Raw genomic sequence first — 24759 nt, forward strand, 5'->3', positions numbered from 1 at the left:
GGCGCAGCGCAAGCCCCGCGCGCGCGATCAGTGCTGCGGCGGCGGGCGAGCCGCGGAGCTGGCCGGCGCGGGATTGATCTTCACGATCAGCGGTTTCTCCCAACTGCCGGTGATCCTGTACGTGGTGGCGCTGGCATGCGCCAGGCCCGAACCGAGCAGCCCCTGCAAGGCCAGGCCGGCGGCCGCGCCCACGGGGCCACCGGCTACCGCACCCAGCAGCGGCAGCGTGCTGCCGACCTTGGGGGACACGCTCACGATCTGGTCGTAATCGCGCGCGCGCAGGCCGGTGCGACCGTCGACCTTGATATCGGCGGCGGGGCCGCGAATCTCCAGATCATGGGTGACGGCGTTGCCGTTGCCGAGGGTGAAATCACCCTTGATCGAATCGAATGCGAAGCCTTTGCGGAACACGTCGCCGAAATCAAACATCAGCCGCCGCGGCAATTCGGCGATCGAAAACAAACCCAGCAAGCGTCCCGCACCCGGCTTCACTTCGAGAATGCGGCCCTCGGTCACGGCGATCTTGAGCGTGCCATCGAGCGCATCCAGCGCGAACGCCGAGGGCGCACCGGCCCAGCTCGCATCCAGGTGCGCCACGGTGCGCCCGCCGCCGACCAGATTCTGGTAGCCCAGAGCCTCCAGCATGTGGCCAAGATCAGCCGCGCTGAACTCAATCACCATTTGCGTGCGGCTGCTGCGCGCGTCGCCCATCCAGGTACCGCGTGCGCGCATGGTGACGTTGGGCGAATGCGAGTCGAGCTGGTCGATGCGCATGCCGCCGGCAATCGGCGTGCTCTGGAAATTCGCGCTGCCAAACTGCGCCGTGCCGAGGTGAAAATCATCCACGCGCAGGTGCAGCGGCGGCAGCAGCGCGGGATTGGCCGCGGCCATCGGCGTCGGCGCGGCCGGCGTGCCGGGTTCGGTGCTGACGCCCTCGGCCGGCCAGTACAGGCGCTTGAGATTCGCGGTGATGCCGGCGCGTTGCAAGTCAGCGGGCAGGCTCAGGCTGCCTTCCAGCGCCGGGCTGCTGGCCTGCACCTGCAGGCCCTGCGCGCTGCTTTGCAATTGCAGCCGCAAATTCTTGAACACGCGCCCGAACAGCAAGGCCTGCGGGCTTTGCACCGATCCGCTCAGTGGCCAACGTGCGCCACTGCCGTTGCCGGTGCTGACCGCGGACCAGCCGGAGACATCCATCACCGGTGTGCTGCCGGCCAGCACGAGTCCGCCCGCCGCTCCCGTCGGCAACGGCGGCGGCGGCGTGCCACCCAGGCCCAGGCTCAGCGCAAGGCCTTGCCCCGCAGCCGCAGGCAGACGCCCGTTGGCGCTGAGCAATTGCCCGCCGAGCGTGCCGCGCAGCCGCGCGCCGGCGAACGGCAGGCCGATCTCAAGATGCAGCGGCAGGCTGCTGGCGGCGGGTTTGTCCAGTGGCGCCGGCAGGTTCAGGCGCATGCCGACCAGCGTGGAATCCACGCTCAGCGTGCGCGTCGCGTTGCCGCCGTTGCTACGAACAGGGCTGGCGGCACTGGCTGTACTCGCGCTGCTGGCGGCGTTGGTGGCGGCGCTGTTGCCACTGGTACTGGTGCCGTTGCCCGTGTCGATGCGCAGCCCCAGTGTCACCGGCGCGCTGCCTTGCAGTCGCGGCACCCAGACTTGCAGCGCATTGATGCCACGCAGCAGGGTCGCGGCGTCGAACTGCCCGGCGAGGCTGGCCTGCAGCGGGCGCCCCGGCACGCCAGTGTCCTTGCCCGCGGCAATCGCCAGCGTCGCCGGCGTGCCGCGAAACTCCGCCGTCAGCCCGGTGGCGCTGATGCCACCACGATCAAATTGCAGCGGGCCGTTGATCTTGCGAATCGCGAGCTGCCACTCGGGCGCCTCCACGCTCACCTGCCTGAGCTGCGCGGTGCCGTCCAGCGCGAACTGGTGCACGTCGTGCAGCGGCAGCACCAGGGTGAAACTCCAGCCGGCGTTGCCGCTGATGCGCAGCGGTTTGATCGCATCGCGGAAATGGTTGCTGATCGGGCTCTTGCGCACGAAGTCCAGCAGTTGCGGCGCCGGCCCCGCGCCCTCGGCGGATAGCGCCAGGGTGATCTCACCCAGATCGCTGATGCGCGCCAGTGCGTGACGCAGCGGATTGCCCAGCACACTGCCTTGCGTGGCGCCCACGGTCAGACCGTCATTTTCGAACAGCGCGGTGCCGGCCAGATCCACCGCGAGCGGCCAGTGTGGATTGAAATCGAAGCTGACTTCGCGGAATTTCGCCAGCGCCTGGAACTGGCCTTGATCATCGCGAAACGGCCAGTCGGCGGTATCGCCGCGAAATACCGCGCGCGCGCTGTCCACGCTGCCGCTGACCAAGGCACGATCCAGCCAGCCCACGCCCTTGGGCGAAATGATGTTGGTCGGCCAGAACAACTTGGCGGCGGCGACATCGGCATGGCGCAGCGCGGCGTAGACATCCAGCACCGGCCTGGGTTGGCCTGGACGCAACAGGATCGTTCCCTGGGCACGGCCGGCAAATTGCGCGGCATCGAAATCCAGCGCGCCGATGCCGATCTTCCAGCCTGCCGCGCTGTGCCACGCGGCCAGCGTCGCGCTGAGCGCGGTGAACGCGAGCGGGCTGCGGAACACGTGCGGATAGCGCAGCGTGAGCGCCTGTCGCGGTAGCTCCAGCGCGATCGCCTCCTGATCACCGCGGATGACTGCATCGAGTTGGTCGATGCCCGGCAGTGATGCGGTGGGCGCCCAACCGAGACCCCGCACGCTGCCGACAAAACTGTACGCCCGCGATCCGTACCAGCGCACATCGGCGTGATCGATACGCCCCTGTAACGCGGCCACCCCCAGCCATTGCGACAAGCTCGGCGGCGCCTGCGGCAGTAGCCCGAACAGCGGCACCAGCGGCGCCAGTTGCACATCATCGGCCTGTACGCGCAGCCATGGCATTCCGCCACGACGCTCGAAAACCGCTCGCAGCAGGCCGGACGATTGGCCACGCGGCGCAGGCGTTGCATAACGCAAACGCCACAACGCACCGTCGCGGCGCAAATCCAGCGTGCCGCTCAACCGCGGCAACTGCGCCGCGCGCGCCTGCGGGCCGCTGAGCGCGAGATCGGTCACGTCGAATTCGGTTTGCGCCCGCTGCAGGCGGCCGTCGCGCCAATCCAGCCAGGCGCGCACGCTGCCGCGGCCGCGCGTCAGCGCATAACCCGACACCAGCATGTCGCGCGCCAACTGGCCCAAATCGGCATTGGCGATATTCACGTACAGCGCGCCGCTGTGACCATCGGCGCTGAAGCGGCCGGCCACGCGCATGTCGTGCGCCATGCCGTCGCGGCGCAGATTGGCGCCGAAACGCAGTGCGTCATCGCGATCCGAGATCAGCACCGCATCGGCGGTGAAGCCGTAACGCGGCGCCGCAGGACCGGGCTGCACCTCGACGCGCAAATCGGTCAGTTTCAAGTCCACCGGCAGCGAGTACAGGCTCTGCCCGCCAGCGTTCGGTGCGCCGCCAAAACCCGCAATATGCCAGCTCCCGGCCGCATCGCGCGCCAATTGCAAATCGAGTCCGCGCGCGCTCAGCTCGATCCAGTGGCGATCAGGCCAGAACAGCCGCCCGAAGCTGAAGCGCAGCTTGGCCTCGGCCAGTCGCAGCAGCGGCGCGCCGCTGCGCGAACCCAGGATCAGATTGCTCAGGGTCAGTTCGGGGCCACTTGGGCGCCAGATGCCATGCATGCTCTGAAACCGCACCGGCCGCCCCAATTCGCGTGACAGCAAAGCTTCCACGCGCTGCGGATAGCGTGCCGCCAGCGGCAGCAGAATCTGTCCCAGCGCCATGGCCGTGGCCAACGCGATGATCACTGTCGCGATCAACGCGCCCAGCCAGAAGCGTAGGCGGCGCTGCCAACTGCGATGCCGAGACTTCAGCGACACGGGCATCCGCGCTTGGCAGGGCGTCGGGAAACACCGCGCTGGTACTGGACGCGAATGTCCCGCGCGCGCATCAAGCTCGCATGAGCCTGGTGCGACAACCGGTCAGAGCAGAACGACATCGAACTGTTCCTGCGTGTAGTGCTCCTCGGGCTGGAAGCGGATGCTCATCCGCGTGAACTGCTCCAGCTCGGCCACGGCGGTCGACTCCTCTTCCAGGATGCGCTGCACCACGCGCGACGCAGCCAGCACCAGCAGTTGGCGCGCTTCGAACTGACGCACCGCGCGCGTGATCTCGCGAAAAATCTCGTAGGTGACGGTCTCGGCGGTTTTCAGCACGCCGCGACCCGAACAGGTCGGGCACGGCTCGCACAACTGCCGCGCCAGGCTTTCGGTGGTGCGCTTGCGCGTCATCTCCACCAGCCCCAGCGGGCTCATCTCGTACACCGTGGTCTTGGCGTAGTCGCCGGCCAGGGATTTTTCCAGATGACGCAGCACCTGACGACGGTGCTCGGGATCGCCCATGTCGATGAAGTCGATGATGATGATGCCGCCCAGATTACGCAGGCGCAGTTGCCGCGCGCCCGACTGCGCCGCCTCCAGATTGGTGCGAAACGCGGTGTCCTCCAGATTGCGCGCGCCGAGGAAACCACCGGTGTTGACATCGATCGTGGTCATCGCCTCGGTCTGGTCGATCACCAGATAGCCGCCGGATTTCAGCGGCACGTTCTTGTCCAGCGCGCGCTGGATTTCATCCTCGACGCCGAACAAGTCGAATATCGGGCGCTCGCCAGCGTAATGCTCGATGCGCCCCGCCAGCTCGGGCATGAACTTGGTCACGAACTTGACCAGCTTGTCGAAGGTTTCGCGCGAGTCCACGCGTACTTTCTCCATGTCCTCGTGCATCAGATCGCGCAGCGCGCGCAGCGGCAGCGAAAGCTCCTCGTACACGCGCTCGCCGACCCGCGCGCGCGCGATGTTTTCCTGCACCACGCGCCAAACCTTGCCCAGATAGGCGAGGTCGAAGGCCAGCGCGTCCTCGCTGGCGCCCTCGGCATTGGTGCGCACGATGTAACCCAGCGCATTCTCGCCGGTGCGCCGCGCGATGATCTCGCGCAACCGCGCGCGTTCGTCCTCATCCTCGATGCGCGCCGAGATGCCCAGCGTGCGCGCCTGCGGCAGCAGCACCAGGCAGCGCGAGGGAATCGACAGGTGCGCCGATACGCGCGCGCCCTTGCTGCCGATCGCATCCTTGATCACCTGCACCACGATGTCCTGGCCATCGCGCAGCAGCTCGCAGATCGAGGGCAACGCGGCGTGGCCGTGACCGTTGCCATTGACGCCGCTACCCGCGCCATTGCCCGCCGCAGCCTCGGCGCCCTCGGCCAGCGGCGCGCGCGCGATGTCGGCGGCATGCAGGAATGCGGTGCGCTCCAGCCCGATATCGACGAACGCGGCCTGCATGCCAGGCATCACCCGCGACACGTGGCCTTTGTAGATGTTGCCCACGTTGCCACGCCGCGAAGCGCGCTCGAGGTGCACCTCCTGCAACATGCCGTTCTCGATCACCGCCACGCGCGTCTCGCGCGGGGTGACGTTGACCAGGATTTCCTCGCTCACTCCAACCTCATGTGCCAGCGTTCAAGACCGCGGCCAAATGTTCTGGATGCTTTATAGCCTTCCACCGCTGCAACTGTCATGCGCAATGCGGCAGTGCGGCCCGGAAACGCGCGCGGCGGTTCATTCCCACGATGCGGCACGCGGTGGCCCCAGGGCCACCCCGGCGGCACGCAGCAGACTGGCGGTGGCGTGCAGCGGCAAACCCATCACCCCCGAATAGCTGCCGGCAAGGTGTGTCACGAAGCTCTCGGCATAGCCCTGAATCGCATAAGACCCGGCCTTGCCGAACGGCTCGCCGCTGGCGACGTAAGCGTGCAAGGTTTCCGCGTCGAGTGGCGCAAAACGCACCGTGCTGCGCACCAGCGCGGCGCGCGTGCCGCCGGCACCCAGCAGGCACAGCGCCGAAAGCACCTCGTGCTCGTGTCCGCTCAGACGTTGCAGCATGGCCAGCGCCGCCGCCGCGTGCGCGGGTTTGCCAAACACCGTGTCGTCCAACACCACCTCGGTATCGGCGCCCAGCACCAGCGCTGGCTGCGGCCCGCGCACCTGCGCCCAGCCCGCCGCGGCCTTGTCGTGCGCCACGCGCTGCACGTACTCGGCCGGCGTTTCCCCGGCGTGGCGCTGTTCGGGTACTTGCACATCGAGCAGTTCGAAGGCGCAGCCCAGACGCGCCAGCAATTCGCGGCGGCGTGGCGATCGGGAGGCAAGCAACAGGCGCGGCGCGGGATTCATGCGCGGATGATCGCAGCAGCGCGCGACACAGCGGAAGCGGTGCGGCTATTGCCGAACGGCTGTCCGCCGACATCACGCGTCATTTCAAAGGTGCCGAACGCTGCCGTGCCCGCAACATGGGGCCACCATGAACGCACGCTTGAACGGCCCGTACGCAGGCGTATACAACAACTTATGTTGCGGCGCACAATAGCACCATGCCGATCCTTGATAGCAACGCCAGCAGCCCCCTCGATGCGCTGCGCCACGGTCGCCCGCCCGCGCCCGCCGCGCAGCGCTATGCCGCGCATGAGCTCGCGCCCGGCGGCGATGCCGTACCGGCACTGACGCGCACCGGCCAGCATGCGCTGTGGTTGCGCAGCATCCAGGCGCCCGACCAGCCGGCGCTGGAACGCCTGTTCGCGCGGCTGACATCCACCGAAATCCGCCGCCGCTTTCTGCACAGCATGCGCGAACTGCCGCCCGGCGCGCCGCAGCGCCTGTGCACACCCGATGGCGAAATCGAGCAGGCATGGGTCATTGCCAGCGCGGCGCAGCCGGGCCACGGCGAACTGCACGGCGTGGGCCGCATGTTCCTTGATGTGGCCTGCGCCTGCGCCGAGTTTGCCCTGCTGGTGGAGCGCGCCGAAGCCGGTCAAGGCTACGGCCGGCTGCTGCTGCAAACCCTGATGCACGCGGCGCGACACGCCGGCATGCGCGAGCTGTGGAGCCACGTCGCCCACGACAACGTGACCATGCTGCATCTGGCGCGTGCGCACGGTGGCGAACTGGCGCGCGTGTCCGGCGATCCCGGCGTGGTGCGGGTGCGCATTCCGCTGTGATGCACGCGCGGCGGGCCACGACGCGCTGCCGGGCACAACATTGCCTGCAATGGCTACACTTTCAGCATGCATTCGCTGCGATTCATCCTGCGCACGAGCGTGTTGCTGGCCGCCGTGCTGCTGGCAGGCTGCGCGGAAATCGTCCCGCGCTACGTCGCGCAGCAGATCGAGCACCCCGCGCGACCCGGACACACGGTCGTGCACTTCGAGCACGAAATGGCGCGGCATGTCATCGGATTCCGGCGCGCGCAGGTGCACCTACCCAACGGCCTGACCCTGGTCTATTGGTACAGCGCGCCGCGCGTCTTCGGCATCCATCAGCAGGACCAGCACGGCCTGCACAGCAGCAGTTGGTCGTTCAGGGCGCCAGGAATGCCGCTGGCACCCTACCTGCTGCCCGCGCGCTTGCCGGGCAAGGGCACCGTGCTGCTGCTGCCGGGCTGGAGCATGAATGCGCTGCTGATGTCGTCGTGGGCCATCGCCTTCGCGCAATCCGGCTATCGCGTGGTGATGGTGGACCTGCCCGACCAGGGCGGCTCGTCGCGGGCGCCACCCGGATTCGGCCCAGCCGAGGCCATGGACTTGAGCGAGCTGGTTCCGCAGCTCGAACTGGCCGGCGCGATCCATTACCCGCTGTACCTGTTCGGCGTGTCCTACGGCGCCGACGTGGCGCTGTTCACGGCCGCTCGGCTGGCGCAACCGCCGAGCGGCATCATCGCGCTGGAGCCTTTCGCCAATGCGGCGTCGGCGATCCGCCGCACACCCGACTCGGGCTTGTTCATCCCGCTGTGGCTGGCGCATCTGCTGGTGACGCGCGGCGAGATGGACGCCGCCGTCGATCACGTCGACCGCGCGCTGGGTCTCGACCTGTACACGCTGTCGCCGCGACCTGCGCTCGCGCACACAACGTCCTGCGTGCTGGTCGTGCGCGGCAGCCGCGACCGGCTGATCAGCGGCCGCGGGCTGGCGCGCCTGGCGCAGGGCCTGCCGCGCGTGCAACGAGTCACGGCACGCACGTATGACCATCTCTCGCTGCCATTCGCCGTGCAGGGTTTCGGCGCCGAGTTTGTGCACTGGATGGGTTCCGTGGCCCAGCAGCCGGCGCGACGTTGCCCGGTGTTCCGGCACCACCGCGACTACCCGCCGTTTCTGCTGCGCGCGAATACCACCACGCGCACGACCTGGCTGACACGCTACTTCGACTGGCAATTCAGCGGCGCCTTGGCGGTGTCTCAGGTCAAGGCCAAGGGCTGATCATCGGCGTCATGGCCACCGGGCACGCGCTTGCAGGCCACGGCGACCGCGTCGTGCGGATGCAGGCTTCTGAAGTGCGCCACGCGCAACCGACGATAAGGCGACAACATGAGTTTTCAGAGGGAATTAACCGACAACCGGAGCCAGCTCTATCAGCGTTGGGCAACAATCACCGTGCGGGCGTAATGCATCATGTCAAACGCCGGGCGCGTCAATTCAGCACGGGAAAATCCCGCATCGCGCAACCGTTCCACGATATCGGTTCCGTAGTTGCGCATGCACAGAATCTGCTTGCTGCGGGAAAACGGGTCGTCGTGGTATTCAGGTTCAAGCAAGTGCGTCAATTGACCATCGAGCACGCGCGCACGCTCGATGGTGTGCGCGGCTCCGCTCAGCGGTACGGTGAAGATGAACATGCCGCCAGGACGCAACACGCGCCGCACTTGCACGAATCCAGCGTGATCGTCATCGACGTGCTCGAATACTTCGGTGGACGTGCACAAGTCGAACGCGCCATCCGCAAATGTCAGTCGCCGCACATCCTCGCAGCGCACGCCTTGGCGGATACTCCCCGGCGCCACCTCCGGGATGTACTCGCTGGTTGTCAACGATCCGGCACGTGGTGCGAGCCAATCGACGAGCACTCCACGAGATGACAGTTCGTAGACGGACAGGGAAGACAAATCCAAACACTTGCCGCGAATCACGTCCACGATGGACTGCGTGACCGGCGACGCGCCACAACGCATGCAGCGCACGCCCATTTCATTGGTGTTGAGGCGTACCTGAAGGGCGGAGCCGCAGATTGGACATGCCCACCACCCAAAACGCAGGGCACTCGGTTGAAGCAATCGGACAGCTTTGAGAAAGCGTTGAAGCATGAGTGGATCGTTCTCATCGAGCGAAACAAATTCCGAGCTTCGGACACATCGCTTGTCTATCGCTGCTTGGCGCTGGCGCAAGGGCAATCCGGGGCTTGTCCGATGTTCCGACATCGCATCGATTACGCGTCGTTTCTGCTGCGCTCGGATGAGGCTCGGCGCACGACACGCTTGCTGCTCTGTTGAGCGCCACTATCGAGACCGGCAACCCGCGCATCAGGTCAACGCCCGCTCATCGGCGCCGTAGCCGCCGGGCACGCGCTTGCAGGCCACCGCCACGGCGTCGTGCGGGTGCAGGCTTTCGAAGTGCGCGACGCGCAACCAGAAATCCGCGACGTCGGGGGTGGCGTCCAGCGCGTGCTGCAGGCGCCGCGCGGCGTCCTCGCAAAACATCAGATTGGCGGCGTTGAGGCGCGCGAAGGCCTGCTCGTCCTCGCGCCTGACCGCGGTTTGCACCGGCGTTCCTAGCGCGGCTTCGGCGCGGTCGATCAAGCTTTCGATCGGCCACTGCGTGGCCGTGGTGGCCAGGTGCAGGCGCAGGTCGGCGCGGCTGCGCTGGCTATGCGGGGTGGCCATGATGCCTTGCTCGCTACCCAGCCATGCGCGAATCGCGGCGTGGTCGAGCGGCGCATGCGCGGAGAAATCCCGCGTGAAACGCTCCTGGATGAGTTGCCGCGCCAGCGCCGCCGAGCACGGACACGTCGATGCGTAGGTGATCGCCACGCCCAGCTCCATGCGCGGCGCGCCGCCGCGCTTGAGGCTGCCGGCCAGCGCCAATGGATAATGGCGCAGGCCGCTGTGGTTGCTGACCAGCGCGGCGCGGCGCAGCGGCAGATCCAGATTCACCTGCAGCATGGCGCGCGCGGACAAACCCTCGTGCGAGCGCAGAAAGCCTTGCAGCAGTTCGTGCAACAAGGCCGGGGTGAACGCCTGCGCGGCCAATGCGGCGTCGATCTGGCGGTACAGGCGCGACATGTGGATGCCGCGCGCGTCGCTGGCCTGCAGATCGACGCAGGCATCGATGCGCGCGGGCAGCTCGCGCAGGCTACCGTCGGCCAGCGGCAGGCACAGCAGTGCCTCGATGCGCTGCATGCCGACGCGCTCGAGGCGGCCGGAAACCTCGGGGTCGCGCTCGCAGGCGACATCGGGCATGGCGCGCGGCGCCGGAACATCGAAGGCCATGGGAAAATCCTCGGGAACGGGTGTCTTGGACATGAAGCAGGCTATGTGGGGCGGCGTGGCGGTCGCGTCAAGGCTCGCCGCGCATGCGGCGCTGTGCGCGCGCCGCGCGCCAACTGACAAAGGCGGCCGCCGGTGTCAGACCCTGACGCTGGGCCAGCAGGGTATCCAACGGCTCGATGGCGCGCGCGGCGCGCTGCAAGGCGCGGCGGTCGTGCGCGGCCTCGGCGGCACGCAGGCCGTTGATCGGTCCCGGCAAGCTGGTGGCCGCACGCAGTGCAGCGGCCAGCGCCGCGCACTGCTCGGCCAGCGCCGCCGTGCGCACGGCGCCAGGTTGATCGAGCTGGGCGCGCGCCAGCGCATGCCGCGCCAGGCTTTGCATGGGCAGCGGCGCGCGCCCCTGCGTCGCCCGTTGCGGCGTTTGCAACAGTTCGCTGCCAAGGTGCTGCACGGCCAGCACGCGCCGCGTGCGCGCGCAGTCGGCCTGCACCCCGAACACGAACGCGCACTCGATGCGTGCGAACGGCTCAGCCATGGCCTCCGCGACCTGCAATTGCGCGGCGAAATCGGCGCTGGCGGGGGCTTCGAGCGCGTGCAGCAACGACACGGCGGCCTGCGGCCACAGCGCCACGGGTACGCGCGCGGCACGTGCATCGGCGGCCAGCGCAAGGCTCAGCGGATGGCGCGCGGCGGGCGTGCCGAAGCCGGCCAGTTCCTCGGCCCACCACGCCAATTTGGCGCCGGCCACTTGCGCGGCGGCGATGGCATGCAGGATGCCGAACAGCTCGGACTCCAGCGCCAGCAGCAGCGGCACGCCGGTTTCATCGGCGGGCAGAAAACGCAGCGCCAGGTCGCGCAGTGGACGCGCCGCGCGCCATTGCTGCACGAAGCTGGCCGCGGCCTCGGCGCTCATGCGGAGAAACCCAGCGCCTGCGCCAGTTGCGCAGGCGTTTGCACCAGCACATCGGGCTGCCAATCGGCGGGATTTTCGCCGCTGCTGTAGCCCCAACCCACGGCGATGGTGCTCACGCCAGCGGCGCGACCAGCCTCGACGTCGCGACGATCGTCGCCGACGAACAGCGTCGCGTCGGGCGCAATGCCCAGCGCCGCGCAAGCGTGCAGCACCGGCGCCGGGTCAGGTTTTTTCTGCGCCAACGTGTCGCCGCACACCACCACGCCGGCGCGCGCGGCCAGACCGATGCGCTGCAGCAGCGGCAGCGTCAACGCCTCGATCTTGTTGGTGACGATGCCCCAAGGCAACCCGGCCCGTTCGATGCGCGCCAGCAACGCATCGATGCCGGGAAACATCCGTGAGTGCTCGGCCAGCATGCCGGCGTAAATATCCAGATAGCGCGGCAGCAGCGCGGCGACTTGCCCAGGCGCAGCTTGCGGCCATGCCGTGCGCAAGACCGCGCTGCCGCCAGCGGAAACCACGGCACGCACGCGCGCGTAATCGGGCATGGCGACGCCTTGCTCCCGGGTGATGACCGCCAGCGCGGCGGCCAGATCGGGCGCGCTGTCGAGCAGGGTGCCGTCGAGATCGAACAGCACGCCGGCGCAGCGCGGAGGGGCCGCGCTCATTCCGGCTTGCGCGCCAGCGCGATGTAATTCACGTCCACGCGCGCGCTCACCCAGGCGCGGCGCGTGAACGGCTCGTAGCCCAGCCCGGCCAGCTCGACCAGCTCCAGTCCGGCCGCGCGCAGCATGCCGGCGAGTTCGCTGGGGCGGATGAAACGAGCATAGTGATGCGTGCCACGCGGCAGCAGGCGCAGCAGGTATTCGGCACCGACGATCGCACCGACAAACGCCTGCGGGCTGCGATTGAGCGTGGACAGCACCAACTTGCCGCCGGGCTTGAGCAGGTCGGCCAGCGCCTGCACCAGCGCGGCAGGATCGGGCACGTGTTCGAGCAGTTCGAGGCAACACACGCCGTCGCGGCTCGCCGGCTCGCCGCGCGCCAGATCCTCGGCGCTGCTGACGCGGTAATCGACGCTCAGATTCGATTCGTGCAGGTGCAGCCTGGCGACCTCGATCAGCTCGCTGCTGAGGTCGATGCCGGTGATGCGCGCGCCGCATGCGACCAGCGCCTCGGACAACAAGCCGCCACCACAACCAACATCGGCGATGCGCGCGCCCTGCAACGACATGCGCGCGGCGATCCATGCGGCGCGCACCGGGTTCAGATCGTGCAGCGGCCGCGCCTCGCCGCTGGCGTCCCACCAGCGCGCGGCGTGGCTGCCGAACTTGGCCAGCTCGGCGGGATCGGCATTGGCGGCGGGTGTGCTCATGGTGTGGCCTGGGTCGGGTTCAGATGGTGGCGATGCGCTGGCGCCAATGGCGCGCGCGCCGCAGCAGGACATCGCGTTCGAGCGTGGTCAACGCGCCGTCGCGCAGCAGCGCGCGGCCGTCGATCCACGCATCGCTCACTTGACTGCGCGGCGTGGCGTACACCAGTTGCGAGACGATGTGATACAGCGGCTGCGTTTCCAGCGCGTCCATGCGCACGGCGATCAGATCGGCGCGCTTGCCGGGCACGATCGAGCCGATGCGCGCGTCGAGCCCCAGCGCGCGCGCGCCGCCGAGGGTGGCCGCGTGCAGCGTGCTGGCGGCGTCCATGGCGCTGGCATCGCCGCTGACGCCCTTGGCCAGCAGCGCCGCGCTGCGCATCTCGCCGAACATGTCCAGATCGTTGTTGCTGGCGCAGCCGTCGGTGCCGAGGGCAAGGTTGACGCCGCCGCGACGCAGCGCCTCGGCCGGACAAAAACCCGAGGCCAGCTTGAGGTTGGACTCAGGGCAATGCACCACCGACACGCCGGCCTGCGCGCATTGCGCGATCTCGGCCTCGGTCAGTTGCGTCATGTGCACCGCGATCAGGCGATCGTTGAGCAATCCCATGCGCTGCAGGCGCGCCAGCGGGCGCTGGCCGTGCTCGCGCAGCGAGTCGCTGATTTCCTGCGCGGTTTCGTGCAGGTGCAAATGCACTGGCAGATCGAGCTGATCGGCCAGCAGGCGCACGCGCGCGAAGCTGGTGTCGCCCACCGTGTAGGGCGCGTGCGGCGCGAAGGCGGCGCTGATGAGCGCGTCGTCGCGCAGCGCATCGGCCAGCTCGCAGGCACGCGCGAAATACTCGTCGGAATCGCGCGCCCAGGCGCTGGGAAACTCGATGATCGGCAGCCCGACCACGGCGCGGAAACCGTGCGCGCGGTAGGTGGCCGCCGATACATCGGGGAAAAAGTAATTCTCATTGGCGCAGGTGGTGCCGCCGCGCAGCATCTCGGCGATGGCCAGCTCGGTGCCGTCACGCACGAACTCCGGTCCCAGCACGCGCGCCTCCACCGGCCAGATGTGCTCACGCAGCCAGGTCATCAACGGCAGGTCGTCGGCGAGGCCACGCAGCAGCGTCATCGGGTTGTGCGTATGCGCGTTGACCAACCCCGGCAGCAGCGCGTGCTCGCCCAGCGCGATGTGCTGTGTCGCGCGGTAGCGCACCTGCGCCTCGGCCTGCGGCAGCAGCGCGACGATCGCGCCCTGGTGCACGGCCACGGCGTGATCCTCAAGCGCCGCGCCGCGCGGCTCCACCGGCACCACCCAGCGCGCGCTGAGCAGCAAGTCGATGGGTGTGGCTATGCCGTTCATGATGACGGCATCTCCGTCAATGACGTCATTGTAGACGGCGCGCAGCGCAGATCCGGGATCCAGCGCAGCGCAGCGCAAGCCCGACTGGATCCCGGCATGCGCCGGGATGACGCGCCGGCAAAGGCGCGAACTGCGTTCGCGCGCCGCACCCCACTGGATCCCCGCCTGCGCGGGGATGGCGCGCCGGCAAAGGCGCGAACTGCGTTTGCGCGCCGGCGCGTCACTTCACCCGTCCGACGTATTCGCCGGAGCGCGTATCGACCTTGATGATCTCGTCCTGATTGACGAACAGCGGCACGCGCACCACCGCGCCGGTTTCCAGCTTGGCCGGCTTGCCGCCGCCGCCGGAAGTATCGCCGCGCACGCCGGGATCGGTCTCGGTGACCTTCAGCTCGACGAAATTGGGCGGCGTCACCGTCAGCGGCACGCCGTTCCACAACGTGACGATGCACATCTCCTCGCCCTTCAGCCATTGCGCGGCGTCACCCACCTGGGTCTTGTCGGCGGTGTGCTGCTCGAAACTGTCCGGCTGCATGAAGTGCCAGAACTCACCGTCGCTGTACAGGTACTGCATGTCGCTGTCGACCACATCCGCGCCTTCGACCGACTCGTTGGCCTTCATCGTCCGCTCGACGGTGCGCCCGTTGCGCAGGTTGCGGATGCGGATGCGGGTAAACGCCTGACCCTTGCCCGGCTTGATGAACTCGGCATCGACGATGGTGTAGGGGTCGTTGTCGATGATGATCTTGAGGCCGTTCTTGACGTCGTTGAGTCCGTAGCTGGCCATGCGTGCTCCGAGGCGTGGGGCCGCGCGCGGGCGGCATGCGGATAGAATGCGGGGGTTGGCGCCGGGCTGGCCCGGAACTGGAACCATCAATGATAGCGGCAAGCAGCACGCGCCCGCAGCCACGCTGGCAGACCCTGTGGCGCGAGTCGATCACCGACGCGCACGAGTTGCTGCATCTGCTCGATCTTGCGCATCTGGCTGGCAACCTGCCGGCCGCCGATGCCGGCTTCGCGCTGCGCGTGCCGCGCGGCTTCGTGGCGCGCATGCGCCGCGGCGATGCGCGCGACCCGCTGCTGCTGCAGGTACTGCCGCAACTGGCCGAGTGCGACAGCCGCCCCGCGGCGCTGCTGGATGCGGTTGGCGATGGCGCCGCGCGCGCCGCGCCGGGAGTGATCCACAAGTACCGCGGGCGCGCGCTGCTGATCGCCAGCGGCGCCTGCGCGGTGCATTGCCGCTACTGCTTCCGTCGCCATTTTCCTTACGCCGAAGAAGCCGCCGCCGCGCAGCACTGGCGCGGCGCCGTGGACTGGCTGCGCGCGCGCCCGGACATCGACGAGCTGATCCTGTCCGGCGGCGACCCATTGTCACTGTCCACCGCCAAGCTGGCCGAGCTGAGCGACGCGCTGCGCGATCTGCCGCAGCTCAAGCGCCTGCGCCTGCACACGCGCCTGCCGGTGGTGCTGCCCGAGCGCGTCGATGCCGAACTGTGCGCGTGGCTCGCCGCCTTGCCATGGCCGGTGGTCATCGTGCTGCACGCCAACCACGCGCAGGAACTGGACGCCAGCGTGGCCGACGCCTGCGCGCGCCTGCGCGCGACCGGTGCGCAGTTGCTCAATCAATCGGTGCTGCTCAAGCACATCAACGACTCGGCCGATTGCCTCCGTGCGCTCAGCGAGCAACTGTTCGCCATCGGCGTGCTGCCCTACTACCTGCACCAGCTCGATCACGTGCAGGGCACGCTGCACTTCGAGGTGGACGATGCGCGCGCGCTGGAGTTGGTGGATGCCCTGCGCCAGCGCCTGCCCGGTTATCTGCTGCCGCGGCTGGTGCGCGAGGAGCCCGGCCAGCCCGCCAAGACCCCGCTGCAAAGTCCGTGATGCGTTCGCCAACATTCGTCGCGCGCGCGCCAGGCATGGCAATGACGTCTTGCTTGCGGTAAAAGCCGAAACAGGGAACAACGCCCGCGCCACGCGGGCCTCGCCGAATAAGATGGGTGCATGAAGCAAGACTCCGTCATCAAGATCCTGTTTGTCGCCGATGCGCTGGAGCACGCCGAACAGATCATCAGCCAGTTGCGCAATGGCGGTATCGCCGTGCGCCCCGCGCGCGTGGGCAACGAGGCGGAGTTCCTGGCGGCGCTGGACAGCCTCGGCCCGGATCTGGTGCTGGCGGTACCCAGCGCGCGCGATCTACCGCTGGCGGACGTGGCGCGCCTGATCGGCGCCAGCGCGCGCGACATCGCGCTACTGGCGCTGCTGGATAACATCGATGCCGCTGCGCTGGCACAGGCCTTTCGCGGCGGCGCGCGCGCCGTGGCGCTGGCCGGCAATAGCGAACAACTGCGCGGTATCGTGCTGCAGGAAGCCGAAGCGCTCATCGCGCGCCGCGCGGTGCGCCGCCTGGAGGCCGCCCTGCGCGAATCCGACCGCCGCTGCGACGCGCTGCTGGATTCCTCGCGCGACCCCATCGCCTATGTGCACGAGGGCATGCACGTGCGCGCCAATCAGGCTTACCTGGAGATGCTCGGCTTCGAGGAATTCGCCGAGATCGAGGGTCAGACCCTGCTTGATCTGGTCGCCGAGGACGGCACCGAGGACTTCCGCGGCCTGCTCAAGCGCCTGTCACGCGGCGAACCGCCGCCGGCACGGCTGGACCTGCGCCTGAAGCGCGCCGATGGCAGCGTGTTCGACGCACTGCTGGAGTTCTCGCAGGCCTCGTTCGAGGGCGAGCCCTGCCTGCAGATCATCGTGCGCCGCCAGGTCGTGGACGAATCGCTGCTGGAACAGCTGCAGCGCGACGCCGTGACCGGACTGTACAACCGCACCCATTTCATCGATCTGCTGGGCAACGCGGTCACCGACGCCGGCAAGGGCCGCAACGATCAGGCCGTGCTGCTGCTGGAGCCGGACCACTTCGCCAGCGTGGTCGATCGTATCGGCATCAGCAACGTCGATACGCTGCTGCGCGGCTCGGTGGAGCGCATCAAGGGCGTGCTCGGTCCCAACGACATCGCCGCGCGCTTCTCCGACCACGGCTTCGTGATCCTGCTGCGCGGACGCCCGCACGAATCGGTGCAGGTGCTGTGCACCGCGCTGCTGCAGGCGATCAACGGCGCGATCCTCGATCTTGGCAATCACTCGCTGGTGGTCACCATCAGCATCGGCGGCAGCCTGATGGGCGAGAAGAATGCCAACACCGCGGCGGTGCTCGATCAGGCCGGCAACATGCTGCGCAACGCGCAGGGCGAGGGCGGCAATCGCTTCGCGCTGTTCGACCCGGCCGCGCAGGAGCGCGCCGAGGCCGAGAAAGACAAGCGTTGGCACAACCTGCTGCGCGACGCGCTGGCGCATGGTCGCTTCGTGATGTTCCACCAGCAGGTGATCGCCCTGCTCGGCAGCGAGAGCAACCTCAGCGAATTGCTGCTGCGCATGGACGGCGCGCAAGGTCTGGTGCTGCCCGGCATTTTCATGCCGGTGGCCGCGCGTCACGGCCTGCTGCCGGCGATCGACCGCTGGGTGCTGCGCGAGGCGATCCGCCTGCTGGGCTCGTCCGGCTTCTCGCAGCAGAGTTTTTTCGTCAAGATCTCCACGCCCAGCCTGCTCGACGAGAAACTGGCCGACTGGATCGGCGAGAAGTTGCGTGAGTCCAGCGTCGATGGCCAACGCCTGATTCTGGAGTTCCAGGAAAACGAGGTGGTGACCAACCTCAGGCACGCACGGCGCTTCAGCCAGCAGACGCGCGCACTGGGATGCCGTCTGGCGCTGGAGCGTTTCGGCGTCGGCCTCAACTCGTTCCAATTGCTGGATCACGTCGACGCCGATTTCCTCAAGCTGGATCGCAGCTTCGTCAACGACCTAGCGCGCAATGCCGAGAATCAGCGGCGCGTGCGCGAGATCGCGCAGCAGGCGCAGGCGCGGGGCAAGGAAACCGTGGCCGAGTGGGTCGAGGACGTCAACAGCGTGTCGTTGCTGTTTGCCGCCGGCATCAGCTACGTGCAGGGCAATTTCCAGCACGAGCCCGAGCGCCTCGCCGGCTGAGCACCGCGCGCGGATGCGCAGCGCGGACACGACCAAGCCCGCACGACGCGCGTGCGGGTGGTGGCAAAACGGGCGTCAAGCGCAAGCAGGCCGAAGCCCGCAGGCGGGAACCAGCCAAGCCGGAATCAGTCGCGCGCGGCGACGTCTTCCTTGATGCGCGCGGCCTTGCCTTCCAGCTCGCGCAGGAAATACAACTTGGCGCCACGCACCTTGCCGCGGCGCTTGACCTGCACCGAATCGATCGCGGCACTGTGCGCCTGAAACACACGCTCGACGCCGGTGCCGTGCGAGATCTTGCGCACCGTGAAGGCCGAATGCAGGCCACGATTGCGCTTGGCGATGACGATGCCCTCGAAGGCCTGCACGCGCTCGCGGTTGCCTTCCTTGACCTTGACGTTGACCACCACCGTATCGCCCGGAAAGAACTCGGGCAGGGTGCGCGTCATCTGGACCTTTTCGAATTGTTCAACGATCTTGTTCATGGCAATGATCCTGGGTTCCGTAGTGCATGCGCCCGACAATGAACGCCTAGCCTAACGCCGCCAGCCGCTCGCGGCGAAATTCGTCCAGCAGTTGGCGTTGCTCGGCATCGAGCACGCGTTCCGCCAGCAGGTCCGGGCGCCGCAGCCAGGTGCGCCCCAGCGCCTGTTTCAGGCGCCAGCGGCGGATGGCCGCGTGGTCGCCAGAAAGCAGCACCCGCGGTACATCACCCAGCGCGTCCCGCTCGGGCCGCGTGTAGTGCGGACAGTCCAGCAGGCCATCCGCGAAAGAATCCTGCGCCGCCGATTCGCTGTGATTGAGCGCCCCCGGCAGCAGGCGCCCAACCGCATCCAGCACGACGGCGGCAGCCAACTCGCCGCCCGAAAGCACGTAGTCGCCGAGCGAAATTTCCTCGTCGACCGCGTGTTCGAGCAAGCGCTCGTCCACACCTTCATAACGCCCGCACAGCAGCAGCAGGCGCGGCATCTGCGCAAACTGCTCGACGCGCGCCTGGGTGAGCCTGGTGCCCTGCGGGCTCAGGTACACCACGGGCGCCGGTGTTGCCGCTGCGGCCTGCGCTGCGGCAAGCGCCGCGCGCAAAGGCTCGATCAGCATCACCATGCCAGGCCCACCGCCGAAGGGACGTTCGTCCACCCTGCGGTAGGCATCGCTGGCGAAATCGCGCGGATTCCAGGTGCCGAGCTCGAGCAGCCCGCGCGTCTGTGCCCTGCCGATCACTCCCAGCGCCGCGCTCTGCTGTACGAATTCTGGAAACAGCGTGACGACATCGATACGCATGTTCCCGCTCCCGCGATTCAGAACGCCGGATCCCAGTCCACCACGATGCGACCGGCGGCCAGATCCACTTGCTGCACCCACTGTCCGGGCACGAACGGCAGCAGCCGCTCACGCTCGGAATCCCGCACTACCATCACATCGTTAGCGCCGGTCGAAATCAGGTGACTGACCCGCCCCAGCGACACGCCTTCGAGGGTGATGACCTCGAGTCCTTCGAGATCGGCCCAGTAAAACTCGCCTTCCGCCAGCGGCGGCAGCGCCGCGCGCGCCACACTGACTTCGGCATCCATCCAGGTGGCCGCGTCGCGATCCAGCACCCCGGGTAGGCTGATGATCAGCGCCTTGCCGTGACGCTTGCCGTTGACGCGCTGCAGCTCGGTTTCACGTCCATCGGCGGCCCGCAGGCGCCAGGGGCGGTAGCTGAATATCTGCTCGGGAGGCTCGGTGTACGAATACAGCCTGAACTCGCCGCGCAATCCGTGATGGCCAACGATGCGGCCCAGCACGACCCAGCGTGTTTCGCTCAAGCAGCTTGCCGCGAGGCTTCCTTGACCAGCACGCGCACCTTGTCGGACAGTTGCGCGCCCTTGGCCACCCAGCCCTGCACCTTGGCCACGTCAAGCTGCAGGCGCTGTTCGCCACCGGCGGCCATCGGATTGAAGAACCCGACGCGCTCCAAGCTGCGGCCATCGCGCTTGCTGCGCTGATCGGTGACTACCACGTGGTAGAACGGGCGACCTTTGGCGCCGCCGCGCGTCAGACGAATCTTGACCATGAGGAACAAAACTCCCGAGTGACACCGAGTCCCGTTCCGGGATTGCGGCGTGGAAAAGCCGTGTATTGTAAGCATTCCCGGCGCAAAAGAAAGCCCCTTCCGACGCTCGGGCAAGTCTGCGGCGGTCTCGCCGGCAGTCACCACGCCGTGTTTTTGGCTGGCATTGGCGACCGCGGCAGGTGCCGCCAAACGCCACAGCCGGCTTGCGGGCCACACCATACTCGGGAGTATGATTCAAACGCTTGTTCGAGGTTTGTCATGAAGCGTGCGCTCATCCCACTTGTCGCCGTGCTGCTGCTCGCTGGCTGCGCCACGACCCGGCCGATCTTCCCGCCCGCGACCAGCGTGCAGGAGATCCGCCAGCAGGCCGATGGCCGTTGGCGGGTCACCGTGCGCTTGCAAAATTACGCCTTGCGCAGCATGCGCTTCACCCGACTGGAACTGCGCCTGAGCATCGCCGGACACCTGGCCGGCTTGGTCGACACGACGCTGGATATGGACATCGCCGCGACCGGCTCCGACGTCGCCGTGCTCACTCTGCAGCCCGGCGTTGCCGCGCGCGCTGCGCTGCTGGCCGACAAGGCCGGCAACATCGCCTACAACCTCGACGGCAGCGTACGCGCCGGACCCAAGCCCGGGGACCAACGCGACTATCCGCTGACGCATCAGGGTTACCTGTCGCCGGTGCCCGGCCTGCCCGACGCCTGGCGCTGACCATATTCCCGCCCATCCCGAGATCGACCATGACCAAGTACGCCGCGCCGCTGGAAGACATGCGTTTTGCCCTCTACGACGTGCTCGACGCCGAACGGGTGCTCAAGGCGCTGCCGCGCGGCGAGGCGCTCAACCGCGAACTCATTGACGCCGTACTCGATGAAGCCGCGCGCTTCAGCGAGCAGGTACTGGCCCCGCTCAACCAGAGCGGCGACGCCGAGGGCTGCCACTACGACAAGGCCAGCGCCAGCGTGACCACGCCGGCTGGATTCAAGGACGCCAACGCGCAGTTCGTGGCTGGTGGCTGGGCCGGGCTGACCGCGCCCGAGGCTTACGGCGGCCAGGATTTGCCCGAGACCATCGGCGCGCTGGTCAAGGAGATGCTGGACTCGGCCAACCTGTCGTGGAGCAACTATCCGCTGCTCTCGGCCGGCGCCACCGAGGCACTGCTGCAACATGGCGAGGAATGGCAGCGCGAGGTGTTTCTCAAGCCCATCGTCGCCGGGCGCTGGACCGGCACCATGTGCCTGACCGAGCCGCATTGCGGCACCGATCTGGGCCTACTGAAGACGCGCGCCGAGCCGGGCAGCGACGGCAGCTACAAGATCAGTGGCACCAAGATCTTCATCACCGGCGGCGAGCAGGATCTGAGCGAGAACATCGTGCATCTGGTGCTGGCGCGCCTGCCCGACGCTCCGGCCGGCACCAAGGGTATTTCCATGTTCGTGGTGCCCAAATTCAAGGTGGCGCGCGATGGCGGCGTGGGCGCGCGCAACGGCGTCGCCTGCGGCTCGATCGAGCACAAGATGGGCATCAAGGGTTCGGCGACCTGCGTGATGAACTTCGACGGTGCCGAAGGCTATCTAGTCGGCCAGCCACACAAAGGTCTGACCGCCATGTTCACCATGATGAATGCGGCGCGTCTCGCGGTCGGTATTCAAGGCCTGGGGTTGATCGAACGCGCTTACCAGAACAGCCTCGCCTATGCGCGCGAACGCCTGCAGATGCGCGCGCTCAGCGGCGCCAAGTTCCCCGCCAAACCGGCCGACCCGATCATCGTGCACGCGGATGTGCGGCGCATGCTGCTCACGCAGAAAGCCATCGCCGAAGCCGGGCGCGTGCTGGTGCTGCACGCCGCGCTGCTGGGCGATACCGAACTGCGCAGCACCGATGCCGCACAGCGCGAGCGCGCCGAGCAGGAGCTGTCGTTCCTGATTCCGATCTGCAAGGGCCTGCTCACCGAGCTGTCCAACCAGTGCACTTACGACGCCCAGCAGATTCTTGGCGGCCACGGCTATATCGCCGAATGGGGCATGGAGCAGTTCGCGCGTGACGCGCGCATCACCACCATTTACGAGGGCACCACGCAGATCCAGGCGCTGGATCTGCTCGGGCGCAAGGTGTTTCAACTGCAAGGCACGGGACTCAAGCTGTTCCTGGAGCGCATCGGCGCGTTTTGCCAGCAGCATGCCGGCAACGCGCCGCTCGCCGAGTTCGTCGCCCCGCTGGGCAAGCTGGCGCAGCAATGGGGCGAGATCACCCAGCGCGTGGGCGTGGCCGCCGCCGGCAATCCTGATGAAATCGGCGCGGCCGCGGTCGACTATTTGTTCTACAGCGGCTACATCACCCTCGCCTACTTCTGGGCGCGCGGCGTAGCCGCCGCCGATGCCGGCGCGCGCGGCGCCAAGTTCAAGCAGGCCAAGCGCGCCACCGCGCGGTTCTACTTTCAGCGCATCCTGCCGCGCACCGAGGCGCACGCCACGAGCCTGCGCGCCGGCGCCGCCAGCCTGATGGATCTGCCGGAAGCGCTGTTCGGCTGAGCCACAGATACAGACACCACTGCGAAAACGCATACACGGCGTTTCCGCAGTGCGTGCAAACCACGACGCGACGCCACAAGCGCCCGGCCCTTTTCCACAGCCCTGCGTTCAGGCTAAATTGGCTCCCACGACACACCGCCGCCGTCACGACCGCACCGCGCATGAGCGACACCACCCCGGAGCTGCACTTCCGCCTCGCCGAAGCCGGCGATGAAGCTTTCATCCTGAGTCTGGCCGAGCGCCTGCTGGCCTTTGACCTGCCCGCGTGGCGCAAGCGCAGCGAGGCGCTCAGCCACCTGCGCGGCGACCTGCGCCGGCACCTGCTGGACGAGCCGCCCGGCAGTTACATGTTCATCGCCGAAGACAACGACGGCGAGCCCGCCGCGCTGCTGCATCTGCAAAAAAGCAGCGACCTGCTCAGCGGCAAACCCACCGCGCACATCTCCGACCTCGCCGTGCCCGCCGCGCGCGAAAGCCAAGGCATCGGCCGCGCCCTGCTCGTCTGGGCCGAGGACTGGGCGCGCGAACACGGCGCCGTCGCGCTGACCCTCAACGTGTTCCCCGGCAACACCCGCGCCCGCACCCTGTACGAGCGCAACGGCTTCCACACCGACCTGCTCAAGCTGGTGCGGCCGCTACGGTGAGGACGCACCCATCGCTGCGCGCGGTGGGCATGGCATGACTGAACTTCGCAGTCCAACACCCCGGGGTCCGCACCGCAGGCGCATTCAACGAGCACATCGCACCGGTGTCACCGAGAGCACACGGTTGCTTTGTACGTCAGCGCACCGACTGCAAACCATCTGATGGATAAAGTTCCGTTCGGATTCTGCCAAGTGCGGCACCCGCTCTGGCGGCGCATGAATCAGCCACGACGTTCTTCCGGCTGCTGCATGTTCGACCAGTTCCAAATCGACCGCACTTTGCCGTGATCTGTCCACCCCGCCGCCATGGAGCCCAGCGTCATGCGATCACAATTGAGGAGCGACAGCATGCTGTATTACGCAGTGATATTCCTGGTCATCGCGCTGGCCGCCGGGATTCTTGGCTTTACCGGTGTCGCCGGCGCCGCGGTTGGAATCGCCAAGATCCTGTTCATCGTGTTTCTGGTGCTGTTTCTCGTCTCGTTTGTTTACAGCCGGCGCGGCCGACATTGATGCAGGCGCGCTTGATGCCAAGCCCGTTCCTGTTCGGCAAGACAGGCAGCGTGCGCCAGAAGTCCATCGCTGCTCCGTACCCACCAACTTGAAGGAACAACAATGAATAACGACATCATCAAAGGCAAGTGGTCACAACTGCACGGCAAGCTCAAGACGCAGTGGAGCAAGCTCACCGACGACGATCTGGGCCAGAAGGACGGCCATCGCGAGTACCTGGTGGGCAAAGTGCAAGAGCGCTATGGCATCGCCAAGGACATGGCCGACGCCCAGGTCGCCGCATTCGAGCGGTCGCTGCGCTGAACCGGCTCAGACGGGCCGATTGCCGATCCGCGAGGCACTTTTCAACAACCGAAGGCTGATCACTGGCGCGATGTGCTATCGCGTGATCAAAGGACAACATCATCATGCATCTGTATCTGAGTATCGGGCCACTGGTTTCGCTGATTGCCGGCGTGCTGATCCTGATCATGCCGCGACTGCTGAATTACATCGTCGCGATCTATCTGATCATCATCGGACTGATCGGAATCTTCGGCACGGGCGCCCTGCATCTCTGATCCGCATCCACTGCAGCGACCCTGCTGTGTTTCCGTCAATCGATCCGCGCATGGTGGCAGTGCACCTGCGTCACCGCCCGTTGCGCATGGAGAAACCCGATGCTTGGCATGATATTGCTGATTGTCCTGATTGTACTTTTGCTCGGCGCGATTCCGCGTTGGCCACACAGCAGAAGCTGGGGCTATGGACCCAGCGGTGGCTTGGGCATCGTCCTGATCATCGTGATCATTCTGCTGCTCATGGGCCGCATCTGAGTCGCTGCCGTGCTGCTTCGGTTGCAGGAATGCCGCGCAGCGTTTCCTTCCTTGTGCCTGCGCTTCGGTCACGCCCTCGCGACGCACGCCGAGCATGTTGGCGATC

The 24759-nt window shown here is 67.4% G+C and carries 25 protein-coding genes; 11 read left to right on the forward strand and 14 right to left on the reverse strand.

Features of this window, described 5'->3' with window-relative positions; translation table 11 throughout:
- Positions 1 to 27: 27 nt before the first annotated feature.
- The 3 genes from ACYDAT_RS07735 to ACYDAT_RS07745 form a co-directional block, all read right to left on the reverse strand.
- The gene (locus ACYDAT_RS07735) at positions 28 to 3930 is read right to left on the reverse strand and encodes a YhdP family phospholipid transporter (RefSeq protein ID WP_461449413.1); all 3903 of its coding nucleotides are present in this window, start codon (positions 3928 to 3930) and stop codon (positions 28 to 30) included.
- Positions 3931 to 4032: 102 nt separating this feature from the next.
- Entirely contained in the window at positions 4033 to 5547 is a 1515-nt protein-coding gene (rng, locus tag ACYDAT_RS07740) for a ribonuclease G (RefSeq protein WP_461439914.1), read from the reverse strand.
- Between the two features lie 120 nt (positions 5548 to 5667).
- A complete protein-coding gene (locus ACYDAT_RS07745; protein ID WP_461439913.1) occupies positions 5668 to 6279 on the reverse strand; it encodes a Maf family protein in 612 nt (203 codons plus the stop codon).
- A 197-nt stretch (positions 6280 to 6476) separates the two neighbouring features.
- Here ACYDAT_RS07745 and ACYDAT_RS07750 point away from each other — a divergent pair, with 197 nt between their 5' ends.
- Together ACYDAT_RS07750 and ACYDAT_RS07755 are read left to right on the forward strand one after the other, a co-directional pair.
- Positions 6477 to 7100, forward strand: coding sequence for a GNAT family N-acetyltransferase (locus ACYDAT_RS07750; protein ID WP_461439912.1), 624 nt, complete (start codon positions 6477 to 6479; stop codon positions 7098 to 7100).
- Between the two features lie 66 nt (positions 7101 to 7166).
- Positions 7167 to 8354: an alpha/beta hydrolase gene (locus ACYDAT_RS07755; protein WP_461449415.1), complete on the forward strand. Its 1188-nt coding sequence runs from the start codon at positions 7167 to 7169 to the stop codon at positions 8352 to 8354.
- A gap of 152 nt (positions 8355 to 8506) precedes the next feature.
- On the opposite strand, the gene ACYDAT_RS07760 is transcribed toward ACYDAT_RS07755, so the two are convergent.
- The 7 genes from ACYDAT_RS07760 to efp form a co-directional block, all read right to left on the reverse strand.
- Positions 8507 to 9235 carry a class I SAM-dependent methyltransferase gene (locus ACYDAT_RS07760; protein ID WP_461449417.1) on the reverse strand — a complete coding sequence of 243 codons (729 nt, stop codon included), beginning with the start codon at positions 9233 to 9235 and terminating at the stop codon, positions 8507 to 8509.
- 216 nt (positions 9236 to 9451) lie between these two features.
- Positions 9452 to 10450: a GTP cyclohydrolase FolE2 gene (gene folE2, locus ACYDAT_RS07765; RefSeq protein ID WP_461449419.1), complete on the reverse strand. Its 999-nt coding sequence runs from the start codon at positions 10448 to 10450 to the stop codon at positions 9452 to 9454.
- 34 nt (positions 10451 to 10484) lie between these two features.
- Positions 10485 to 11327: a phytoene synthase gene (locus ACYDAT_RS07770; RefSeq protein ID WP_461449421.1), complete on the reverse strand. Its 843-nt coding sequence runs from the start codon at positions 11325 to 11327 to the stop codon at positions 10485 to 10487.
- A complete protein-coding gene (gene gph / locus ACYDAT_RS07775; RefSeq protein ID WP_461449423.1) occupies positions 11324 to 11995 on the reverse strand; it encodes a phosphoglycolate phosphatase in 672 nt (223 codons plus the stop codon). Before gph ends, ACYDAT_RS07770 begins: the two co-directional genes overlap by 4 nt.
- Positions 11992 to 12702, reverse strand: coding sequence for a bifunctional 2-polyprenyl-6-hydroxyphenol methylase/3-demethylubiquinol 3-O-methyltransferase UbiG (gene ubiG, locus ACYDAT_RS07780; protein WP_461449425.1), 711 nt, complete (start codon positions 12700 to 12702; stop codon positions 11992 to 11994). Before ubiG ends, gph begins: the two co-directional genes overlap by 4 nt.
- A gap of 19 nt (positions 12703 to 12721) precedes the next feature.
- Positions 12722 to 14050 carry a TRZ/ATZ family hydrolase gene (locus tag ACYDAT_RS07785; protein ID WP_461439619.1) on the reverse strand — a complete coding sequence of 443 codons (1329 nt, stop codon included), beginning with the start codon at positions 14048 to 14050 and terminating at the stop codon, positions 12722 to 12724.
- Positions 14051 to 14270: 220 nt separating this feature from the next.
- A complete protein-coding gene (efp, locus tag ACYDAT_RS07790) occupies positions 14271 to 14837 on the reverse strand; it encodes an elongation factor P (RefSeq protein ID WP_297922211.1) in 567 nt (188 codons plus the stop codon).
- 89 nt (positions 14838 to 14926) lie between these two features.
- Here efp and epmB point away from each other — a divergent pair, with 89 nt between their 5' ends.
- Positions 14927 to 15934, forward strand: a complete 1008-nt coding sequence (gene epmB / locus ACYDAT_RS07795) for an EF-P beta-lysylation protein EpmB (RefSeq protein ID WP_461439620.1) — start codon at positions 14927 to 14929, stop codon at positions 15932 to 15934.
- A 120-nt stretch (positions 15935 to 16054) separates the two neighbouring features.
- The gene (locus tag ACYDAT_RS07800; RefSeq protein ID WP_461442110.1) at positions 16055 to 18094 is read left to right on the forward strand and encodes an EAL domain-containing protein; all 2040 of its coding nucleotides are present in this window, start codon (positions 16055 to 16057) and stop codon (positions 18092 to 18094) included.
- 125 nt (positions 18095 to 18219) lie between these two features.
- Here ACYDAT_RS07800 and rplS read toward each other — a convergent pair whose 3' ends face one another.
- From rplS to rpsP, 4 genes are read right to left on the reverse strand one after another with little or no spacing between them, the layout of a single operon-like run.
- Positions 18220 to 18576, reverse strand: coding sequence for a 50S ribosomal protein L19 (gene rplS, locus ACYDAT_RS07805; RefSeq protein WP_461439622.1), 357 nt, complete (start codon positions 18574 to 18576; stop codon positions 18220 to 18222).
- Between the two features lie 46 nt (positions 18577 to 18622).
- Positions 18623 to 19372 carry a tRNA (guanosine(37)-N1)-methyltransferase TrmD gene (trmD, locus tag ACYDAT_RS07810; RefSeq protein ID WP_461439623.1) on the reverse strand — a complete coding sequence of 250 codons (750 nt, stop codon included), beginning with the start codon at positions 19370 to 19372 and terminating at the stop codon, positions 18623 to 18625.
- 17 nt (positions 19373 to 19389) lie between these two features.
- Positions 19390 to 19899, reverse strand: coding sequence for a ribosome maturation factor RimM (gene rimM / locus ACYDAT_RS07815; RefSeq protein ID WP_461439624.1), 510 nt, complete (start codon positions 19897 to 19899; stop codon positions 19390 to 19392).
- Positions 19896 to 20147 carry a 30S ribosomal protein S16 gene (rpsP, locus tag ACYDAT_RS07820; RefSeq protein ID WP_297900139.1) on the reverse strand — a complete coding sequence of 84 codons (252 nt, stop codon included), beginning with the start codon at positions 20145 to 20147 and terminating at the stop codon, positions 19896 to 19898. The genes rimM and rpsP overlap by 4 nt, the downstream gene beginning before the upstream one ends.
- Positions 20148 to 20405: 258 nt before the next feature.
- On the opposite strand from rpsP, the gene ACYDAT_RS07825 reads away from it, so the two are divergent.
- From ACYDAT_RS07825 to ACYDAT_RS07855, 7 genes are all read left to right on the forward strand, one after another.
- Positions 20406 to 20861, forward strand: a complete 456-nt coding sequence (locus ACYDAT_RS07825) for a hypothetical protein (protein WP_461439625.1) — start codon at positions 20406 to 20408, stop codon at positions 20859 to 20861.
- 29 nt (positions 20862 to 20890) lie between these two features.
- Positions 20891 to 22681, forward strand: coding sequence for an acyl-CoA dehydrogenase C-terminal domain-containing protein (locus ACYDAT_RS07830; RefSeq protein WP_461439626.1), 1791 nt, complete (start codon positions 20891 to 20893; stop codon positions 22679 to 22681).
- 161 nt (positions 22682 to 22842) lie between these two features.
- Positions 22843 to 23325 (forward strand): GNAT family N-acetyltransferase, encoded by a 483-nt coding sequence (locus ACYDAT_RS07835; RefSeq protein WP_461449427.1) that lies wholly within the window; start codon positions 22843 to 22845, stop codon positions 23323 to 23325.
- A gap of 348 nt (positions 23326 to 23673) precedes the next feature.
- Positions 23674 to 23838, forward strand: coding sequence for a DUF1328 domain-containing protein (locus tag ACYDAT_RS07840; protein WP_461439629.1), 165 nt, complete (start codon positions 23674 to 23676; stop codon positions 23836 to 23838).
- A gap of 102 nt (positions 23839 to 23940) precedes the next feature.
- Entirely contained in the window at positions 23941 to 24141 is a 201-nt protein-coding gene (locus ACYDAT_RS07845; protein WP_461439630.1) for a CsbD family protein, read from the forward strand.
- Between the two features lie 104 nt (positions 24142 to 24245).
- Entirely contained in the window at positions 24246 to 24398 is a 153-nt protein-coding gene (locus tag ACYDAT_RS07850; protein ID WP_461449429.1) for a DUF3096 domain-containing protein, read from the forward strand.
- 108 nt (positions 24399 to 24506) lie between these two features.
- A complete protein-coding gene (locus ACYDAT_RS07855) occupies positions 24507 to 24653 on the forward strand; it encodes a DUF3309 family protein (RefSeq protein ID WP_461449431.1) in 147 nt (48 codons plus the stop codon).
- Positions 24654 to 24759 lie beyond the last annotated feature (106 nt).

The sequence above is a fragment of the Metallibacterium sp. genome (assembly GCF_054637675.1).

What these genes read in the sequence shown, in the direction of transcription:
- ACYDAT_RS07835 (WP_461449427.1), top strand. Translation starts at nt 22,843, where the DNA reads ATGAGCGACACCACCCCGGAGCTGCACTTCCGCCTCGCCGAAGCCGGC.
- rpsP (WP_297900139.1), bottom strand. Translation starts at nt 20,147, where the DNA reads ATGGTCAAGATTCGTCTGACGCGCGGCGGCGCCAAAGGTCGCCCGTTC.
- ACYDAT_RS07745 (WP_461439913.1), bottom strand. Translation starts at nt 6,279, where the DNA reads ATGAATCCCGCGCCGCGCCTGTTGCTTGCCTCCCGATCGCCACGCCGC.
- epmB (WP_461439620.1), top strand. Translation starts at nt 14,927, where the DNA reads ATGATAGCGGCAAGCAGCACGCGCCCGCAGCCACGCTGGCAGACCCTG.
- ACYDAT_RS07800 (WP_461442110.1), top strand. Translation starts at nt 16,055, where the DNA reads ATGAAGCAAGACTCCGTCATCAAGATCCTGTTTGTCGCCGATGCGCTG.
- ACYDAT_RS07750 (WP_461439912.1), top strand. Translation starts at nt 6,477, where the DNA reads ATGCCGATCCTTGATAGCAACGCCAGCAGCCCCCTCGATGCGCTGCGC.
- ACYDAT_RS07770 (WP_461449421.1), bottom strand. Translation starts at nt 11,327, where the DNA reads ATGAGCGCCGAGGCCGCGGCCAGCTTCGTGCAGCAATGGCGCGCGGCG.
- ubiG (WP_461449425.1), bottom strand. Translation starts at nt 12,702, where the DNA reads ATGAGCACACCCGCCGCCAATGCCGATCCCGCCGAGCTGGCCAAGTTC.
- ACYDAT_RS07760 (WP_461449417.1), bottom strand. Translation starts at nt 9,235, where the DNA reads ATGCTTCAACGCTTTCTCAAAGCTGTCCGATTGCTTCAACCGAGTGCC.
- ACYDAT_RS07840 (WP_461439629.1), top strand. Translation starts at nt 23,674, where the DNA reads ATGCTGTATTACGCAGTGATATTCCTGGTCATCGCGCTGGCCGCCGGG.
- ACYDAT_RS07785 (WP_461439619.1), bottom strand. Translation starts at nt 14,050, where the DNA reads ATGAACGGCATAGCCACACCCATCGACTTGCTGCTCAGCGCGCGCTGG.
- folE2 (WP_461449419.1), bottom strand. Translation starts at nt 10,450, where the DNA reads ATGTCCAAGACACCCGTTCCCGAGGATTTTCCCATGGCCTTCGATGTT.
- ACYDAT_RS07755 (WP_461449415.1), top strand. Translation starts at nt 7,167, where the DNA reads ATGCATTCGCTGCGATTCATCCTGCGCACGAGCGTGTTGCTGGCCGCC.
- ACYDAT_RS07845 (WP_461439630.1), top strand. Translation starts at nt 23,941, where the DNA reads ATGAATAACGACATCATCAAAGGCAAGTGGTCACAACTGCACGGCAAG.
- ACYDAT_RS07830 (WP_461439626.1), top strand. Translation starts at nt 20,891, where the DNA reads ATGACCAAGTACGCCGCGCCGCTGGAAGACATGCGTTTTGCCCTCTAC.
- ACYDAT_RS07850 (WP_461449429.1), top strand. Translation starts at nt 24,246, where the DNA reads ATGCATCTGTATCTGAGTATCGGGCCACTGGTTTCGCTGATTGCCGGC.
- rplS (WP_461439622.1), bottom strand. Translation starts at nt 18,576, where the DNA reads ATGAACAAGATCGTTGAACAATTCGAAAAGGTCCAGATGACGCGCACC.
- gph (WP_461449423.1), bottom strand. Translation starts at nt 11,995, where the DNA reads ATGAGCGCGGCCCCTCCGCGCTGCGCCGGCGTGCTGTTCGATCTCGAC.
- trmD (WP_461439623.1), bottom strand. Translation starts at nt 19,372, where the DNA reads ATGCGTATCGATGTCGTCACGCTGTTTCCAGAATTCGTACAGCAGAGC.
- ACYDAT_RS07855 (WP_461449431.1), top strand. Translation starts at nt 24,507, where the DNA reads ATGATATTGCTGATTGTCCTGATTGTACTTTTGCTCGGCGCGATTCCG.
- ACYDAT_RS07825 (WP_461439625.1), top strand. Translation starts at nt 20,406, where the DNA reads ATGAAGCGTGCGCTCATCCCACTTGTCGCCGTGCTGCTGCTCGCTGGC.
- efp (WP_297922211.1), bottom strand. Translation starts at nt 14,837, where the DNA reads ATGGCCAGCTACGGACTCAACGACGTCAAGAACGGCCTCAAGATCATC.